This window comes from Psychrobacter sp. M9-54-1, from assembly GCF_016613355.1.
Taxonomy (GTDB): domain Bacteria; phylum Pseudomonadota; class Gammaproteobacteria; order Pseudomonadales; family Moraxellaceae; genus Psychrobacter; species Psychrobacter faecalis.
This window is the reverse complement of sequence record NZ_JADGFW010000004.1, coordinates 166,228-184,729: the sequence shown is the minus strand read 5'-3', so window position 1 is coordinate 184,729 and position 18,502 is coordinate 166,228. Positions and strand designations below refer to the sequence as shown.

General features: G+C 44.1%; 20 protein-coding genes. 7 read left to right on the top strand and 13 right to left on the bottom strand.

Annotated features, from left to right (window positions below):
• The first annotated feature begins 310 nt into the window (after positions 1–310).
• Together rpmB and rpmG are read left to right on the top strand one after the other, a co-directional pair.
• Positions 311–547, top strand: coding sequence for a 50S ribosomal protein L28 (rpmB, locus tag IQ457_RS02000; RefSeq protein WP_057761372.1), 237 nt, complete (start codon positions 311–313; stop codon positions 545–547).
• Positions 548–680: 133 nt separating this feature from the next.
• Complete coding sequence (gene rpmG, locus IQ457_RS01995; protein ID WP_010201403.1) at positions 681–836, top strand: 50S ribosomal protein L33; 156 nt, start codon at positions 681–683, stop codon at positions 834–836.
• A gap of 173 nt (positions 837–1,009) precedes the next feature.
• Here rpmG and IQ457_RS01990 read toward each other — a convergent pair whose 3' ends face one another.
• The 12 genes from IQ457_RS01990 to ispH form a co-directional block, all read right to left on the bottom strand.
• A complete protein-coding gene (locus IQ457_RS01990) occupies positions 1,010–1,321 on the bottom strand; it encodes a hypothetical protein (RefSeq protein WP_068403843.1) in 312 nt (103 codons plus the stop codon).
• A 207-nt stretch (positions 1,322–1,528) separates the two neighbouring features.
• Positions 1,529–1,840, bottom strand: a complete 312-nt coding sequence (locus IQ457_RS01985) for a hypothetical protein (protein ID WP_200661857.1) — start codon at positions 1,838–1,840, stop codon at positions 1,529–1,531.
• Positions 1,841–1,959: 119 nt separating this feature from the next.
• Positions 1,960–2,319, bottom strand: coding sequence for a hypothetical protein (locus IQ457_RS01980; protein WP_200661856.1), 360 nt, complete (start codon positions 2,317–2,319; stop codon positions 1,960–1,962).
• Positions 2,320–2,392: 73 nt separating this feature from the next.
• Positions 2,393–3,082, bottom strand: coding sequence for a ribulose-phosphate 3-epimerase (gene rpe / locus IQ457_RS01975; RefSeq protein WP_200661855.1), 690 nt, complete (start codon positions 3,080–3,082; stop codon positions 2,393–2,395).
• A gap of 120 nt (positions 3,083–3,202) precedes the next feature.
• The gene (locus IQ457_RS13690) at positions 3,203–3,457 is read right to left on the bottom strand and encodes a TIGR03643 family protein (RefSeq protein ID WP_342343297.1); all 255 of its coding nucleotides are present in this window, start codon (positions 3,455–3,457) and stop codon (positions 3,203–3,205) included.
• Positions 3,458–3,835: 378 nt separating this feature from the next.
• Positions 3,836–4,726 (bottom strand): S-formylglutathione hydrolase, encoded by an 891-nt coding sequence (gene fghA, locus IQ457_RS01965; protein WP_200661854.1) that lies wholly within the window; start codon positions 4,724–4,726, stop codon positions 3,836–3,838.
• 192 nt (positions 4,727–4,918) lie between these two features.
• Positions 4,919–6,391 (bottom strand): C13 family peptidase, encoded by a 1,473-nt coding sequence (locus IQ457_RS01960; RefSeq protein WP_242465317.1) that lies wholly within the window; start codon positions 6,389–6,391, stop codon positions 4,919–4,921.
• Positions 6,392–6,643: 252 nt separating this feature from the next.
• On the bottom strand, positions 6,644–8,650 hold the full coding sequence (gene htpG / locus IQ457_RS01955; RefSeq protein ID WP_207161661.1) for a molecular chaperone HtpG: 2,007 nt from the start codon (positions 8,648–8,650) through the stop codon (positions 6,644–6,646).
• Between the two features lie 307 nt (positions 8,651–8,957).
• Positions 8,958–10,478, bottom strand: a complete 1,521-nt coding sequence (locus IQ457_RS01950) for a catalase (RefSeq protein ID WP_200661897.1) — start codon at positions 10,476–10,478, stop codon at positions 8,958–8,960.
• A 326-nt stretch (positions 10,479–10,804) separates the two neighbouring features.
• Positions 10,805–11,620, bottom strand: a complete 816-nt coding sequence (locus IQ457_RS01945; RefSeq protein WP_144296642.1) for a thioesterase family protein — start codon at positions 11,618–11,620, stop codon at positions 10,805–10,807.
• Positions 11,621–11,722: 102 nt separating this feature from the next.
• Positions 11,723–11,968 carry a hypothetical protein gene (locus IQ457_RS01940; protein ID WP_191691046.1) on the bottom strand — a complete coding sequence of 82 codons (246 nt, stop codon included), beginning with the start codon at positions 11,966–11,968 and terminating at the stop codon, positions 11,723–11,725.
• A 1-nt stretch (position 11,969) separates the two neighbouring features.
• Positions 11,970–12,926, bottom strand: coding sequence for a 4-hydroxy-3-methylbut-2-enyl diphosphate reductase (ispH, locus tag IQ457_RS01935; protein WP_068403830.1), 957 nt, complete (start codon positions 12,924–12,926; stop codon positions 11,970–11,972).
• A gap of 454 nt (positions 12,927–13,380) precedes the next feature.
• Here ispH and IQ457_RS01930 point away from each other — a divergent pair.
• From IQ457_RS01930 to rpoZ, 3 genes are all read left to right on the top strand, one after another.
• Positions 13,381–14,132, top strand: a protein-coding gene (locus IQ457_RS01930) for an IS5 family transposase (protein WP_200661853.1) whose coding sequence is annotated in 2 segments (ribosomal slippage) — positions 13,381–13,594 and positions 13,594–14,132 — 753 coding nt in all. Because the reading frame shifts where the segments join, the coding sequence is not laid out codon by codon here.
• Between the two features lie 68 nt (positions 14,133–14,200).
• Complete coding sequence (gene gmk / locus IQ457_RS01925; RefSeq protein WP_068403828.1) at positions 14,201–14,827, top strand: guanylate kinase; 627 nt, start codon at positions 14,201–14,203, stop codon at positions 14,825–14,827.
• Positions 14,828–15,029: 202 nt separating this feature from the next.
• Complete coding sequence (gene rpoZ, locus IQ457_RS01920) at positions 15,030–15,290, top strand: DNA-directed RNA polymerase subunit omega (protein WP_068403827.1); 261 nt, start codon at positions 15,030–15,032, stop codon at positions 15,288–15,290.
• A gap of 51 nt (positions 15,291–15,341) precedes the next feature.
• Here rpoZ and IQ457_RS01915 read toward each other — a convergent pair whose 3' ends face one another.
• The gene (locus IQ457_RS01915) at positions 15,342–15,509 is read right to left on the bottom strand and encodes a hypothetical protein (RefSeq protein ID WP_200661852.1); all 168 of its coding nucleotides are present in this window, start codon (positions 15,507–15,509) and stop codon (positions 15,342–15,344) included.
• Between the two features lie 230 nt (positions 15,510–15,739).
• Here IQ457_RS01915 and IQ457_RS01910 point away from each other — a divergent pair, with 230 nt between their 5' ends.
• Both IQ457_RS01910 and IQ457_RS01905 read left to right on the top strand, forming a co-directional pair.
• Complete coding sequence (locus tag IQ457_RS01910) at positions 15,740–17,929, top strand: RelA/SpoT family protein (RefSeq protein WP_200661851.1); 2,190 nt, start codon at positions 15,740–15,742, stop codon at positions 17,927–17,929.
• A 119-nt stretch (positions 17,930–18,048) separates the two neighbouring features.
• Complete coding sequence (locus IQ457_RS01905; protein WP_200661850.1) at positions 18,049–18,429, top strand: RidA family protein; 381 nt, start codon at positions 18,049–18,051, stop codon at positions 18,427–18,429.
• The last annotated feature ends 73 nt before the right edge of the window (positions 18,430–18,502 follow it).

Here is an 18,502-nt window from a genome sequence, read left to right as displayed (position 1 = left end):
AATGAATATTTACTATTAAATAATCAATCACATAGCACGCTCAATTCAGGGTATAATGGCTATCGTTTAAAGCCGCAATTATTATAAAAATATTTGAATAGTCATTACTTTTATGGTATAAATGTCGGCTTTAAAATTTTCTGAATTGGTTTGCCTGTTATTTGCCTTTAGATGACAGTAATATCAGCTCAACCTTCATATAGTTTTGTTTGGTGCAAAGCTGCCGCTTGCTGTGTCCATGCCGCAAAAACGTGCAACTTGCCCAGACTGGTATGAGAATCCCTCATACCTCATAGATTAGGAGTTCGCCATGTCTAGAGTTTGCCAAGTGACTGGAAAGCGCCCTATGGTGGGTAATAATGTTTCGCACGCAAACAACAAAACCCGTCGTCGCTTTCTACCAAACCTTCATAACCATCGTTTTTGGGTAGAGTCTGAAAATCGTTTCGTACGTCTACGTGTGTCTACCAAAGGTATGCGCATCATTGACAAACTTGGTATCGACAAAGTGTTAGCGGATCTACGCGCACAAGGTCAAAAAGTATAAGTTAAGATCAGCGGCTTGATTGGTCGATAATTTTCACCTTCCAAGCTGCTTTTTAGCTACCTCATTTGTAGCGACTAACCTTTTTGCACTCGTACCTATCGTTTGAAGACCCCTCATTTACAGGAAAGCTATCATGAGAGATAAAATTAAATTAGTATCAACCGCTGGTACTGGGTATTACTACACCACTACCAAAAACAAGCGCACTATGCCTGGCAAAATGGAAATTAAAAAGTTTGATCCAAAAGTACGCCAGCACGTCATCTTTAAAGAAGCAAAAATCAAATAATTTGTCATTAAATTATTTGAACAAAAAAAGGGTTTATCAAATGATAAACCCTTTTTTATTGCCAGTTTTTGACCCACCAACCATTTCAACCATACACTATTTTAACCAGCTATTATATTTCGTTCTTACAGATTTATAAGCTATAAATTTAGAGGCTATCAGCCTGATTAGCTTTAGCTATAGTGAGTGGGTTCTTTGTCATAGACATGGGCATGCCACTGGCTCATCTGTTTTTGCATAATGACCTGAATGGCAGCATGAATCATATGCTGACCAATCGCTTGGGTATCGCTGCCTAATATTTCTTTCAGCTTATCAGAAAAATCAATGGTCATCAGCGGCGCTTCCTCTTCCTCGGCATCACGTAGCAGCAATTTGCCATCCGCTGCTTCAACCAACTCAAGCGTGGTTTCTTTAGCAAATCCAGCGAACTGATCGCGACTATCGTTATCTACTTCTATTTCATTATCAATATCGTATGGCATCTATTTTTTCCTTATTATCCCGCTTTATGTCTGTAAAAAGGCGCTGACTTCGTTTATAAAATCTTAGTTTTACAGATATTCGGGCAAAACTATCTTACTTATACAATGGACGCTTTGCGCCGACAATTCAAGGCCTGACGCGTAAGTCTTTTTGCATAAATGCTCTTTAATACTACTTATCAAGCTTATGAACGAGCTAAATCGCTATTAACGCCAATAGCGTAATTTCGCTAAGGTAAATAAGAAAGCGACAAACATCCCCAGATAATACATTTGCTTGAGCTCGAGCGACGGGTCGCGATATTTAAACGGTAAGGCTACGGTAGCGGTGGCGGTCGGGATAATGAGCAACATAAGTAGCCAATTTTCAAAGACATGTAGCCAGCCTTGCAGTCCGGTACCATGGCGCAGGTAGGATAAGCCTAAGAGTAAACAGGCGATAATCAGTAAAATAAACAAACTGTTTGGAAGCTCTTTTGGGAAAATGATATCGGTAATTTTCTTAGAGGAAGTAGCCATACTAGCAAGTGTCCAGTCGCATCATAAAGCACGACTTATTAAAAAGTAGAAATCGATGAATGCTATAAAGACAAAGTTTTAAAAGATAACCATGTTAAAGCGCTAACATCAGCCAATTATTAGCTATAAGTGCCCATTAACCAAAGTATGGCTATACAAGAGGTTAAATAGCCCAAGCTAATAGCATTCCAGCTTGCGATATGCAAACCTTTGAGTTTATTTAAAACGCGCGAACCAAGCCAAAAAAATAGCGGAATACCAATCATAAAGGCTGGCACTATCACTGCTGCATGACGCAGCACTTCTCCGACATCATCGCCAATCAGCAGGCGAAAACCATAACCAGCGAGGCTAAGCACCAAGGCAAAAGCCGCCATACCAATAGTGATACCCTTAGGTACTAAGCTTGGGGCTTGCGACTGTTTTTCTTTTATAGGCTCAGGCGATACTGACGAGTTAATGGGCTTTTGCGTGTTCATATTTCACCTTTATATGGCTTATCGAGTCCATCGTTATAACCTTAACACTCATACTAATAGTTATAAATGGGGATTAATAACCATTTGCCAAGGCTAATTCGGCGCGCATAGCGTCGATGGCAGATTTATAATCTTCTTGATTAAAAATAGCGGAACCGGCGACGAACATATCAGCGCCTGCTTCGGCAATCGCGCGAATATTGCTGGCTTTGATGCCGCCATCTACTTCTAGTCTAATATCGCGACCGCTGGTAATAATACGTTGACGGACTTGGCGAACTTTATCTAAGGTACCCTCAATAAACGATTGACCACCATATCCAGGGTTAACGCTCATCAGTAAGATTTGGTCAACCTTGTCCATCACATAATCTAAATAATGCAGTGGCGTTGCGGGGTTTAATACCAAACCGCATTCAGCGCCACCATCTTTAATCAGCTGCAAAGAGCGGTCAATATGAGCACTGGCTTCTGGGTGGAAGGTGATAATACTCGCACCCGCCTCTAAAAACTGCTCGATCATGCCATCGACTGGCGATACCATAAGATGGACATCAATCGGCGCCTCGATACCATGGTCACGCAGCGCCTGACATATCATGCTACCAAAGGTTAGGTTAGGCACATAGTGATTGTCCATCACATCAAAATGGATAATATCAGCGCCCGCCTCCAATACCTTTTCGACCTCTTCACCAAGTCTGGCAAAGTCAGCTGATAAAATAGAAGGCGCGATAAGATAGGGTTTGGCTGGGCTAGTCATAGTTGAGCTACCTATTTGGGTTGGTATAAACGTTTAATAAAAAAGTTTTTAATCACTAGGATTGGTATTTAGATACTACATTTAGACGATTCTTTTAAATAAGGCGTTTTAAAAAAAGCGTTAGCGCGGCTTATATTGGGTTTTACAATACGCACGACCGACATCAAAAGGACTCTTTGCTTGATGCTTGGTCGCACGGCTAGTAACGCGCTGACGCCATAAGCGGAAAGACGATGGCTTTAACTCTTGGCGCATCAGCTTAATGACTGCGGTCTCATTTAGAGCGTAGCTGTGCTCTATCGCTTCAAACGGCGTACGGTCTTCCCACGCCATCTCTATCACCCGCGATAATTGCACGGCATCAAGCGCATGAATAGCATCTGTATTAGCTGGCTTTACTTTGCTAGTTTTTGATTTGATATTTTCTTTTTGAACAACACCAACTCGCTGCTTATTTTTTAAAGTTGCCATCATATTAGCCATATCTGCTTGCATGGCCGCCAACGATAATTGAGCCGTCTGCTGTCGGTTAGCCAGATTTGTCTTCGATGGCGCTGTTAGCTTATTCATCATAAAACTTACCTTTAAAAAAGTTTTGCCTATTGGCAAGCACGCTCAATTTTGCACCAATCTGTTTTGTACCAATCTATTTTATAATAATAAAGGCGCTTGGTTAAATAATCAGCGTAACCGTCTGTCAAGTTATATGACAGACGATACGCTCAGTTATTAAAGCGCTATTATTTGATAAGCTTATCTCATTTGCGCCATACGCCAGTGGTGTTCGATGTGGTCATTAATCACTGTTTGGATAAAATAATAGCTATGATCATGACCGGCCTGATAGCGTAACGTCAATGGCTGGTTTGCCTTTTCACACGCTGCTTGCAGCTTAGGCGTTTGCAGCTGACCTTCTACCAAGAAATTATCAGCCGCGCCTTGGTCAACCAAAATACTGGCATACTGCTGGCCGACTTCTATAATCATCTGTGAGGCGTCAGCTTGCGCCCATAGCGACTTATCATCGCCGAAGTACTCTGTATAAGCGGCCTGCCCCCATGCCGACTCACTGGCAGCACAAACAGGCGATAAGGCGGAGACACTGACAAACTTACTTGGGAACTTAAAGCCCAATAGTAACGCCCCATGACCGCCCATCGAGTGGCCTGTGATGCCGATACTATCAATCGGAAACTCTGAGCGCAGTAAATCGTATAATTCATCAACGATATAGCTTTGCATATTAAAATGTTCTGCCCACGGTGCTTGCGTCGCATCGACATAATAGCTTGCGCCCTGCCCGACAAAATAACGCTCATCGTTTGCGACCTCGTGTGCGTCATGACTTCTAGGAGAAGTATCCGGCGCAATAAATATCATGCCAAGCTCGCTGCATTTTTGTTGAAAATGCGCTTTATGGGTGACGTTATCGGCATTACAGGTCAAACCCGAGAGATATAAAACAGCCGGACAACGGCGCCCAGCCAGCGCTTCATCTGGCAGATAAATACTAAAGGTCATTGGCGTTTTGGTCGCGGTGGACTCATGACGATAATAATGCTGCTCGCCATCGAAGCAGCGATTGACGCTGATTTGCTCAATCTTTGAGTTGGTAGACAAACTGTGTTTATAAGAATTATTCATAAGTGACATCCTTTTTATCCAAGATGAAATAAGCGCTGAGTGACAACTGCCCATCCTTACTATTAGCAAGCAAACTGTTAAAGACAAGTAATTAAGCAAAATCAGTTAAAGGCAGTCACTCACTAAAGTAGCATTTTAAAAATTTAAAAAGCGCGCCTTAGTAGCGACATAAATCTAATTTATCAGCAGACCTTAGTCATTTTCAGGCAGATTATCGATTACGTTTGCCGTATCAGGAGCTTGAGTAACCTTAACAGAATTCGGCTGATTAGTCATATTGGCGAGCGCTGGACGGGTTTTAGCAAACAGTACTTGCTCAAATGCTGGCAGGGCAGTTTCCATTAAGCTACCAATGACCATCTGCGGCTCTGATGGCTCAAAACCCATATAAAGCTCACGTTCTTGCACGCGGTAAGCGGCGTCTTTAAAGGCATCAGAAAAACTGGTATTTTCGCGCAAACTTTCCGCAAAGAAGGCCTGTCCAAAGTAAGTCATCTCAGCACTATTTGTGCAACCAAATGACATTTTATCAGCGGAGGAAGCGGTTATAATCACCGTTGTTGGCGACGCCAATTCATCGATAAACGAGCCTGAATAGCACGCCGACACGACAATTACCCGCCAGCGGATACCGGACGCATCTAACGCTTCACGCAGCCACGTAGCATCTAAATTATCCATCGCTAATGGTGGATTTGCCAGTTGAATAATATTTTCATCACCATGTGACGATAGAGTAAGAAATAACACATCTTCATCAGCATTCATCTGCTGACCGATGGTTTTTAACCCGCGCAAGATACTGGTTTTTGTCGCAATTGGCTCATCTAGCCACGTATAATTATTATTAATCAATGCCAGCGAATGGCCACTGGTGCCAAAGCGCACATCAAACAATTCACGCACTTTATTAATCTCAGAACGAAAGACGTTTTGGTCTGAGAATCCTGCCACACCCATAAAATACCAGTCACTTTTACCCGGTATACTCGGGTCGATACGGTCTAAAGCTTGCTGCAATAATCGCGGCTGCTCGTATAAAGCCGCTTCTTCTAGTACCGGCTCAACAGGAATTTGCTTAAATATCGGCTGGTCGGCGACGTTGCGCTGCCAAATGGTCAATAATGCCACTGCCCCTACTAAGACGATGATTCTCTCCCACCAAGAAATGCGCAGGCGACGGAAAAATATCCATAATAAAGCGAGTGTCTGCCATAAAAACAGCACTAAAAACAATATCGGTAAAAAAGAATAACTCCAACTTGGCAACCACCCATAGCTGCCAAAAAACTGTACCAGGCTTTGCAATAACGCTGATAGCGTATCGGCAACCAGCCATAAAATGACAGGCACAAAAACCAATGTTTGATTGCCAGCGCGGCGGGCTAAAATAATACCGCCGAGCAAAATAATCATTGGCCAAATTAAATAGCTGACCAATCCTTGCTCATTAAAGACGCTACCATTTGCGGCGGCTAACCACGAGAACAGGACATTACTACCCAGTGCCAATATGGCGAATACCGCAAACTGGATAAAGGTGGGTTTTACCCAAGAGAACGCCCGCGTCGACCCGACCAGCATCCATAAGGTGGCAATAATATTGGCCGCGAAATTGAGCGAGAAGCGCTGAAGCGATACGGTTTTTAATGACGCAAGTGACAAAGACTTAGACCTCTAGCCAGTCGAGAGAAATAACGCCAATTTATTATTATTTGACGATAAAATAGGATTGAAAAGCGAGAAATTTAACTTAATATTTTAGCTCGCTAATCTATCGCGATTGTAACGGATTGTCGCTCAAGAGGATAAGGCTGATTTGTAAAAAATGCCGAAAAATTACTCTAAACGTTGATTGACAACCCATTAAAAAAGGAGGCCTTAAAATCAAGACCTCCTTTTATTAAGCAGCAATTATTATCGCATCAATAGCTCATTGACGCGTTTTAGATAAGCGGCTGGATCTTCTAGTTGACCACCATCGGCAAGTAACGCTTGGTCAAAAATGACCTGCGCCAGCTTGTCGAAATGGTCGTCAGACTGCTCGCTACTCTCTAACTTTTTAATCAGTGGATGGTCAGGGTTGACCTCAAGCGTTGGTTTGCTCTCTGGTACATCTTGACCCATTTGCTTCAGCATCTGAATCATCTGCGGTGACAGCTCACCTTCACCAACCACCAAGCAGGCTGGGCTATCAACCAAACGCGTTGAGACTTTGACGTCTTTTGCGCGCGCGCCAAGTGCCGTTTTTAGTTTATCAACGACAGGCTTCATGGCCTCTACCGCTTTTTCAGCTTCTGCTTTTTCTTCCTCATCCTGCAAGTCGCCCAAATCTACTGCACCTTTGGCGATATTTTGTAGCGGCGTGCCATCAAATTGGGTTAAGAAGTTCATCGCCCATTCATCGACACGGCTGGTCATCAAAATAACTTCGATGCCTTTTTTCTTAAATAGCTCAAGTTGTGGGCTATTTTTTGCCGCCGCTAAATTATCCGCCGTGAGATAATAGATGGCTTTTTGACCGTCAATCATGCGACCTTTATAGTCTTCAAAGCTGGTCTCAACCTTGTCATTGGTGCTGGTGGCATAACGCAGCAATTTGGCAATACGCTCTTGATTGCCCATATCCTCGCCAAGGCCTTCTTTAATCACATCGCCAAATTCGCTATAGAACTGGGCAAACTTTTCTTGCTTATCGCTGTCTTCACTATTGGCAAGGCTTGCTAGCAAGGTCAAAATACGGCGCGCGTTACCATCACGGATAGATTTGACATCGCGTGATTCTTGCAGAATTTCACGGCTGACGTTAAGCGGCAAATCGGCTGAGTCGATGACCCCTTTCACAAAACGCAAATACATCGGCAGCAATTGCTCAGCATCGTCCATAATAAAGACGCGCTTCACATAAAGCTTTAAACCGTGCTGCTGCTCACGCGTGTATAAATCCATCGGCGCTTTTTTCGGAATATATAAAAGCTGGGTATACTGAACGCGACCTTCAACGCGGTTGTGCGTCCATGTTAGCGGCGCATCCATGTCATAAGTGATGTTTTTATAAAAATCGACATATTCATCATCTTCAACCTCAGATGCTGAGCGGGTCCAAAGCGCACTGGCTTTGTTAATGGTCTCCCACTCATCGGTCAAGACCATCTGACCGCCTGCTGGCGCGTCACTGTCGTCGCCCTCTTCTTTCACATCTTCTTGCCAGACTTCTTTACGCATCTGGATTGGTAGGCTGATGTGGTCTGAGTACTTATTGACCAAACGCTTGATTTTGCCGCGGTCTAGATAATTATCTTCGCCTTCGCTGTACTCTTCTTTTAGATGCAAAGTAATGCTGGTACCGCGCGTCTCTTTGGTAATTGGCTCAACGGTAAAGCTACCGGTGCCGTCTGAAACCCAGCGTACACCTTTATCGGCAGGCTCGCCCGCTTTTCGTGACTCAACGCTAATGGTATCAGCCACGATAAATCCAGAGTAAAAACCAACCCCAAATTGACCAATTAATTGTCCATCTTGCTTTTGCGATTCAGACAATTTGTCGAGGAAAGCCTTAGTACCAGATTTGGCAATCGTTCCTAAGTTTTCGATGGCGTCGGCTTCATTCATACCGATGCCGTTATCGATAAAGGTAATGGTTTTGGCATCTTCATCGACAGCGATACGAATCTTTAACTCGCCGTCATCTTCATAAAGACTGTCGTCATTGGTCGCTTCAAAGCGCAATTTGTCGCAAGCGTCCGATGCGTTCGAAACCAATTCACGCACAAAAATATCGGCATTAGAATAAAGCGAATGCGTCACCAAATGAAGCAGCTGCGCCACTTCTGCTTCAAAACTGTGTTTTTTTAATTCTGGGCTGTCTTTATTAATATTGATGTCATTAGCGTTTTTATTATCCGCTTGGGTCTGTTCACTCATAAAAACTCCTATTATTGATACCAAAAATGCTGTTACCAGCACGCATAAATCACAAATTTTCAAATACTAGCAGTTTAGCCAATTTGATTACCCAATCTAATTACTAAATTTGATTAGCAAGAAGGCGCTGTAAATACTGCTAGGCTGCCTAATCAGATAGGGGCACGGGTAAAAATTTCAAGATCAAATAGGCTAAACTAAGCTAAAAAAATAATTAAGCATAAAAAAACCGCCCCAGTTTCCTAAGGCGGTGTTTTTAGATAAATATAGAGCAGCTAAATTCTATCGTTTTTATTTTCTACAGAGATTATAAACAGCTAGGTAAATGACGAGCAGGATCATTCTCACGTGCTGCCATAGCGTCTTCAACGCTCATGCCAAGGGCTTTGGCAACGCCTACGCCATAAGCAGGGTCGCACCAATTACAGTTGCGAATATGACGATATTTAATAAAATCAAGCGCATCACCCATCGCGCGGGCGGTATTATCAAACAACACTTGCTTTTGCTCATCATTCATCAGGTTAAACAGTGCGCGCGGCTGGCTAAAATAATCACTATCGTCTTCACGGAAATCGTAGTGCTTGGCGTAGCCATCAATCTTTAACGCTGGCTCAGCGTACTGCGGCTGATCTTGCCACTGCTCAAAGCTGTTTGGCGTATAGTGTGGACGGCCACCGTAGTTATCATCGACACGCATTTGACCGTCGCGGTGGTTACTGGTCACCGGACAACGAGGTTTGTTGACTGGGATCTGCTTGTGATTGACACCAACGCGATAACGCTGAGCATCGGCGTAGCTAAAGAGACGCGCTTGTAGCATACGGTCTGGTGAGGCACTAATGCCAGTTACAAGATTGTTCGGCGCAAAAGCCGCCTGCTCGACGTCTAAGAAATAATTGTCTGAGTTTTTATTAAGCTCAATCTCGCCAACTTCAATCAGCGGATAATCCCCTTTTGGCCATACCTTGGTCAAATCAAACGGATGATAAGGCACTTTATCGGCATCGGTTTCTGGCATGATTTGCACGTACATTTTCCACTTTGGAAAATCGCCATTGTCGATGGCACTGAGCAAATCTTCTTGATGGCTTTCACGATTCGAGGCGATGATTTCAGCGGCTTCGGCATCGGTTAAGTTTTTGATACCTTGCTGAGTACGGAAATGAAATTTGACCCAAAAACGCTCATTGTCGCTATTGATAAAGCTATACGTATGCGAGCCAAAGCCATGCATATGTCTATAAGAGGCTGGGATACCGCGGTCGCTCATGGTAATGGTGACTTGGTGCAAAGATTCTGGCAATAACGTCCAAAAGTCCCAGTTATTGGTTGCCGAACGCATATTGGTACGTGGGTCACGCTTGACCGCTTTGTTTAAATCTGGAAATTTGCGCGGGTCACGAACGAAAAATACCGGTGTATTATTACCGACCAAATCCCAAATGCCTTGCTCGGTATAGAATTTCAGGGCAAAACCGCGAATATCACGCTCAGCATCAGCAGCGCCGCGCTCACCTGCCACCGTACTAAAACGCGCAAACATCTCTGTCTGCTTACCCACTTCGCTAAAAATATCAGCACGCGTATATTGAGTAATGTCATTGGTGACAGTGAAAGTACCAAACGCGCCCGAACCTTTGGCGTGCATACGGCGTTCAGGAATAACCTCGCGGTTTAGATCAGCGAGCTTTTCGTTAAGCCATAAGTCCTCTGCGAGTAGAGGACCGCGTTTACCAGCGGTTTCGCTATTTTCATTGTCTACCACCGGCGCGCCATTGCTCATGGTTAACGGTGTCATATCGTAAGGGCATTTTTTATCGTTCATATCGTTCATGGCCATATTCCTTTAGTTATCGTTGTTGCAGGGATAAAGTGAAAGGTAACCTTCACTATCAAAACCCATCCTAGCAGTTTTGAATCACCTTGCCTCGTTGTGGTATTCCATTACAACCGATTTTCAGTTATTTGTATAATCAATTAACTATATACTTTCGATTTGCTTTATATAATTAGATGACAAAATTTTTATAGCCTAACGTTATGAACTCAATAACTATTTAACAGGACAAACCGCAGCTTTGATAGCGTTACGTTTGGTTGCTCGTTGTTTAACCCATACTTATCTAATACATAGCTATTTAATAGCTAAAATTAACGCGGCATAGGGCGGATAGTCAGGATTTGCTCACTGCGACCAAACGGCCCGTGCACATCATGCAGCACGGCACTGGTCAGTCCAATACCGTCATCGCCGTATTGTTGCACCGCTTCGATGCCAAGCCAGCGCCCTTTTGGCGCGCGATGCATATGGATTTGCAAATCCGTATTGGGGAACATCCATTGCAATTCTGATAAGCCGAGCCCCAAGCGTGGCACGACGCCATTGGCGGTATCGACCATCCCCATTAGATGTACCAAATCGTCAGTCGTTTCGCCTTCTACCATCTCGACATCATTGGTAATCCATACCATACCACGTCCAGCACGGCGGTCGGGCTCAGCAACCAAGCGAACGCTTTCGATAAAACCACCCGGCCAGCCTTTCATACCATCCCAAACAGGCAAATCCTCAGGCTGATGCAGCGCTTTTTGGTCTTCAAGTCCGGCAATCTCGCTGGTATCTTGGGTCAGCAGTCGCCAAGCGCGCGCGATAATGGCATCACGGCCACGACTGCTCATGACCGCCTCGATTAGCTCAATCGTTCTGCCCGGACGAATACAACGCGTGGTAACGGTAAACTCATCAAGCGGTATCAAGCCTAAAATATCCAGGCTGATACGAGCAATACGCATATTTGCTTGCGGCGTATAGCTTTCAAGCTCGGCGGTCAGCAGTCCAGTCGCTGGTGCCATATGCTGCTCGTGTTCATTCCAAGCGCCTTGTGCATGTTTGGTTGGCTGATAATGGGCAACGCTAACCCCACCTTCTAGCTGTTCGCGTTTGATAAACTGATAATAAGCTGGCATGAACATCCTTAATCTAATCTTCTTTATTATTGCTGTATTCTCGACCACTTTAATAAGCTGGTCTTTTCATAATAACGGTTATATTTAATTTACCTGCAGCATTTACTTGGTAAGCTGTTGTTTCCTCATCATGAGCATGGTGCGACTTTTGGCCATTATAAATAGAAAAAACGCCATGACAGCGATAAGCGCGCCATATAAGACACTATAATCTTTCATAAATTGCGCAGTGTTCAGCACTAGCATGACAATCAGCACAACGATGGTAAACAGATTAATTTTTAACTGCTTATTAATCTCAGCAAGCGTCGCTTCTGCTAACACAAAGCCTTTTTTCTGCTTATTCATGCTATTTACCTACTTGCGTAACCGGAATGCGCAGCGCTTTTGGCAAGCTAAAGGTCACGTTTTCTTCGATACCTGACAGCTCACTTGGTAAATCTCCGCCCCAATCTTGCAATTGTTGTAGCACTTCTTGGATTAATATCTCAGGTGCAGACGCGCCAGCAGTAACGCCAACACTTTGAATGCCATCAAACCAGTTTCTATCCATCTCAGTAGCATTATCAATCAGATAGGCACGGCAATCCATACGCTCGGCGAGTTCACGCAAGCGATTAGAGTTTGACGAGTTTGGCGAACCAACCACCAATACCACTTCACAACGACCGGCTAAATCTTTGACCGCATCTTGGCGGTTTTGGGTGGCGTAGCAAATATCGTCTTTGCGCGGGCCTTGAATGCTGGGGAATTTTTCACGCAGCGCATCAATAACGCGCGCGGTATCATCCATCGAAAGAGTCGTTTGGGTTACAAAAGCCAAATGCTCAGCGTTTTGCACATTTAAAGCCTCAACATCGCTTTCATTTTCGACCAAATGAATTTGCCCGCCGTGGCGACGATTGAAACGCCCCATAGTGCCTTCAACTTCAGGATGACCTGCGTGACCAATCAATACCGCATCCATCCCGTCTTGGGCAAATCGAGCCACCTCGATATGTACCTTAGTGACCAGCGGACAAGTGGCGTCAAATACGGTCAAATCACGGCGCTCTGCTTCATCTTCGACCGCCTTTGAGACACCATGCGCCGAGAAAATCACAATCGAGCCATCTGGTACTTCGTGCAGCTCTTCGACAAAAACCGCGCCGCGATTGGCCAAATCTGAGACCACAAATTTGTTATGCACGACTTCATGACGCACATAAATGGGTGGCTCAAAACGTGTCAATGCTTCGTTCACTATCGCAATCGCGCGATCCACACCAGCACAAAATCCACGTGGATTGGCAAGATAAATTTGCATAAAAGGGCCTATCATTAGATAATTTATGGTTACAGCTCAACGTCAAACTGCTTAACCTCAAAACTTGGGATAACATCCATGCTCTACTTTAGCATAATTTGCTTTTATTGCCTTTGAAAATAACCCTGTTTCAAATGAACTGAGCATTAACGTTCATTGACACAGCGCCTTTTAATGCAAAAACAGACAATAAATAAGATTAAGTGCTAAAAAGCTTGCGCGAATTAAATAAAAGCGCGCCAAGCAGTTTATAATGACGTATCAATGAGAAATCAATACAACTCTATAGCGCCATACTTGATGGCGTTTTTTGTTTTTACCAGCTCAACACTTATTTGCGCCGTTTTTAGCTTTTTATTAGCGCACACTTTACTAGGGCATGTCTTCAATTGGATAAGCGATAAATAATAGTTACAATACCGCATCTATTGAGACGATGCGAGAAATACAAGTTATGGCAAGAACAGCACTAACAGATACGCTTTGGGATCAATTGCAATCAACAATGACACAGCATGGCTGCTATCACACTCAAAACAGTCGAGAGGTCATGGAAGCCATACTGTGGAAGCTGCGTACAGGTGCGCCTTGGCGTGACATACCTAAAGAATTGTGTTCTTGGAAAACAGCCTATAGTCGTTTCAACCGCTGGTCGAAAACGGGTTTATGGGAGAATTTTTTTTTAGCCTACGAAAAGAAGTTGATACGGAATGGGTATTCACAGACGGAAGCTATGTTCGCTGTCACCAGCATGCAAGTGGAGCTCGGCGTGGTGAAGATCGAGCAATTGGACAAAGCCGTGGCGGCGCAACTACAAAGATACACCTATCCTGTGATGCCGATGGATATCCGCTCCATTTTAAAATCACTGGGGGTGACGTCCACGACAGTCAAGTTGCAGGTGAATTGATTGACATGATTGGACAGGCAGATTACTTTATCGCTGATAAGGGCTATGACTCAGAGGCTATCAGAGATAAAGCTCGAAGCCATAATATGATACCTGTCATCCCTAAAAGGAAGAATGCCAAACAGCCTAATCCAGAATTTGATAGCTACTTGTACAAGCTGCGTCATCTTGTTGAAAATATGTTTGCAAGGCTTAAACACTTTCGTAGTATCGCTACTCGCTATGAGAAGTTAGCTCGTAATTTTAAGTCAATGCTCTATCTGGCGTGTACTATCGTTCATTGTAAGATGAATTGAAGACACGCCCTAGTACCTATTCCATTGTGGCACCTTACATTAGCAAACTATCCATTAGGAAAAACCGTATGACAGGTTCATTATTTATTATTACCGCCGCCTCAGGGACGGGCAAAACATCACTGGTCAAACAGCTACTGGCCACCACCAACGACTTGACCGTTAGCGTGTCGCACACCACGCGCGCGCCGCGTCCCGGTGAGATTGATGGTCAGCATTACCATTTTACCGACGTTGATAAATTTGTCACGGCTATCGGCGAAGGCAAGTTTTTAGAGCATGCCGAAGTGTTTGGCAATTATTATGGCACCTCAGAGCAAAGCGTGCGCGCGCAGCTGGAGGCAGGCGTCGATGTTATCCTTGAGATTGATTGGCAAGGCGCGCTACAAGTCAAAAAGATATTTACCGATGCGACGATGATTTTTATTTTGCCGCCAAGTTTAGCGACCTTACGTCAGCGCTTATCGACGCGTGCGCAGGATACCATGGAAGTCATCGAGCAGCGCTTGGCGGGCGCGGTCACGGAGATGGCGCAATATGTACATTTTGATTTTGTGGTGATTAATGACAATTTTGAAGTGGCGTTAACCGAGCTAAAAGCCATTATCGTCGCCGATAGACAAACCCTTAAACGCCAGCAGCAGCGCTATCATCGCACTATTGCCAATTTGCTAAATAGCCAAGTCGACGAATAAGCAAAGAAAACCTAGGGGAAAGAAAGCTTAAAAGTGAAAAATCTCGATTTTCGTATAACTAACAGCAGATATAAAAAGCAACTACGCGCCTAAGCAAAAAATGCTATAATGTCCAGCTATCCCCCTTTTATATTTTTGATATTATTTTTATTGAGTAACGGACAAGCGCCGTGACTGATAAAAACAACCGAGGTAGCTATTTATGGCACGAGTGACGATTGAAGATTGTTTGGATAATGTTGATAATCGCTTTGAGCTGATTTTGGTCGCCAGTAAGCGCGCCCGTCAATTGGCCAAAGGTATCGCTGAGCCGATGGTTGACGTCGATAACGACAAGCCTACGGTCTTGGCATTACGTGAAATTGCTGCTGGCAAAATCACCCGTGATATTTTAAATCAGCCAGAGCATAACTTTGCGACAAGCTCATTAGATTTGGCTTTGTCGGGCGATCATAGCTTTTAATACAGAGCTGTTTTTAGTAAAACCTAACTTTTAGCAATAAGCACGACCACTTTATTCTGTGCTGACATCGCGAAAAGATAAGAACCACAGCAGCGGCTGTGGTTTTTTGGTTATGAAACGACTGATAATACCAAACGCTTGCCAATTATTGCGACCACTTATAGCGAAAATCATACCACTTAGGTAGAATTTTTTATTTTCTGCCTGACTTACGCGCATAAGAGTTGACATTGAGAACGATTTACGATTAATTAGAGGGTGGTCTGCCCTCTTTTCGCTTTGTGCGTTTTAAGTTAGTATGCTTTGACCTAATAGCTTACTCTTTTGCATAACCGCCGCTTATTCATCCAGCTATCATTTACCCAACAGTCCTGAACCCATTAAAAGTCCGTAGCCGACGAACCGTCCTGAACTGATAAATAGGTATTGGAAAATAGGATTACCACCTTATGACTCAAACCTTGCCCAAACTCAGTCATCCTTTAGTGGATGATGCTCAATACAACCTGCTGCGCTCGGTAGGTTATCTCACTGCGGCTGAACGTAGTGATATTATTGATGCCTGTGAGTTCGGTGATATAGCGCATATCAAAGATAAGCGTAAATCAGGGGAGCCTTATATCACGCATCCGATTGCCGTCGCTGAAATATTGGCAGGCTTTCGCTTGGATCGCGATACCATTATTGCGGCCATCCTTCATGATACGGTAGAAGATACCGAGGTTACCGCTGAGGATATTGAGCAGCGTTACGGTAAAATAGTATCCAGACTGGTCGATGGCGTGACCAAATTAAAATCATCAACCCATAACAAGCAAGAAAACAAAGCCGCCACCTTTCATAAAATCTTGACCGCCACCCTTGCCGATCCGCGCGTCTTGATTATTAAACTGGCTGACCGCTTGCACAATATGTCGACGCTCGATGCGGTACGTCCCGAAAAACAGCGCACCACCGCGCAAGAAACCTTGGATTTTTATGTACCCTTTGCGCGCTTGATGGGTCTCAATGACATTGCCGATTATATCGAAGTGCTGTGTTATCGTAATCTTGATTCTGATATGTATAACAAGCTGTCTGATAAGCTGCTGCAACATGGACTTGGGCGTAATTTTCAAAGAGAAGCCATTCATCGCTACTTGAGCATTGTGCTAAACAATCTTGATCTGAATGGCATGGTCAAAGTTTTAGACAATCGCGTGGTTATCTTCCGGCAGTTTTTTCGTAATCGCGGTGAAATCAATGCGCTACTGCGCCATTATGCGTTTGAGATTGTGCTTGATAACATCGAAGCTTGTGACAAGCTCGCTTATTATCTGATTAAAAAATATCAGATTGATGACAGTCATATCGCCGATAACATTCGGCGTCCGCTGCCTGGTGGCAATCAGTCGTTGACCCTGATTTATGAGCGCGATAATGATTTTGTTAAAGTCACCATCTTAACCAAGCAAATGCAAAACGCGGCAAGGCTTGGCGTTATTGGTGCCGAACACGCCTCCGATGTTAGCCAGTCGGTTATTCAAGCATCACTGCGTAATATGAAAGACTTGGTTGACGAAGACACGTTAGATGCTGACAGTCCTGATTTTTCCGCAGCCGTTTCTACTATTAATGAGCTGATGGATTATTTACACTCGAGTAAAATCATCTGCTACAGCCCGCAAGGCCGCGCTTATGAGCTGCCACAAGGTGCCACAGCGCTAGACTTTGCTTACGCCGTCGGTCCTATGGTGGGCAATGTCGCGGTCGGTGCCAATGTCGATAATAAACATGCAAAACTCGGTACGGTACTTAAAAACGGGCAGTTGGTCGAGATTGAAGTCAGCAGTCATTCTGAGCCAAAAGCAGAATGGCTCGGCTTTGTGGTGACCAATAAAGCCCGCGTTGAGATTTTACGTTGGTTTAAAGACTTATCGCCCGCCGATAAACAGCATCATGGCAGACAAGCTCTAGACCGAGCCCTAAGAACCTATCAGAAAAGCCTCGATGATTTAACCGAAAGTGATTGGAAAAACTTAACTGAATGGCGCGGTCTGACAGAAAAAAACGCCCTGTTTGAGCAAATTAGCTCGGGCACGCTGCTGCCGCAACTGGTGGTGACGCGTTTGTTTAGCGATGAAGTCAGTGATATGCAATCGCAAGAAAGCGTTGATGATATGACCCAACCGCAGCAGTTGATTGTCAACGCTTCAGGCGTTGAGCTTGATTTTGCCAATTGTTGTCATCCGATTTATGGTGACCCTATCGTTGGCCATTTATCACGTCATGGTCTGGTTGTGCATCGCCATAAGTGTTTTTCGTTAGACGATATCCGTAAAGACAACCCTTATCAAGTTATCCAACTGCGCTGGCGCAATGATAAAGCCATTAAGCAAGGCGACTCATCCGGGGAACATAACAGCAAAATTCGCTTCCCTGCTTATCTCAAACTCTCAATCGCCCTAAGCGACGAGCAAATCAGTGAAGTGATTTATCATCTGCGCCAGTTAAATATCGGGGTCGAAAAGGTCGACGTGCGTAGCAGCGACACTATTATTCATATCGTCGTTCGTAGCCGTAACCATTTGGCACAAGGCATTCGCGAGTTGCGGTCGCTACTTGGCTTCCCCAATATTATTAGGCTTTATCAATTATAAAAGCCGTTAAAATACATGTTAAAATTCATCCCTTTTAAAACCATTCAATGTTGAACATTTATTATCGCCTGAAATTTTTGGCCAACTTTTTAACCAAAAAAACATCATAAGGAAATCATATGACCCGTCAAACCATTCAAACCGATAAAGCCCCAGCCGCCGTTGGTACCTATTCACAAGCGGTAAAAGTAGGCAATACTGTTTATATCTCCGGTCAACTGGGCTTTGACCCTGATACCATGGAGCTAAAAGAAGGCTTTGAAGCACAAGCCAAGCAAGTATTTGCAAACATCAAAGCCATCTGTGAGGCGGCCGGTGGCACCTTAAATGATGTGGTCAAATTCAATGTCTCTTTGACCGATTTAAATGACTTTGCGGCGCTAAACGACGTATTTGTCGCTAACTTAAGCGAGCCATATCCTGCCCGTGCAGCGGTGCAAGTCGCCGCGCTACCTAAAGGCGGCGTGGTTGAAATTGAATCTATCATGTATATTGAATAAGACGATTATTGAGCGTTACTGGTTTATAGTAAATAATAATAAGCTTAGCTTCATGCTAAGCTTATTTGTCTGT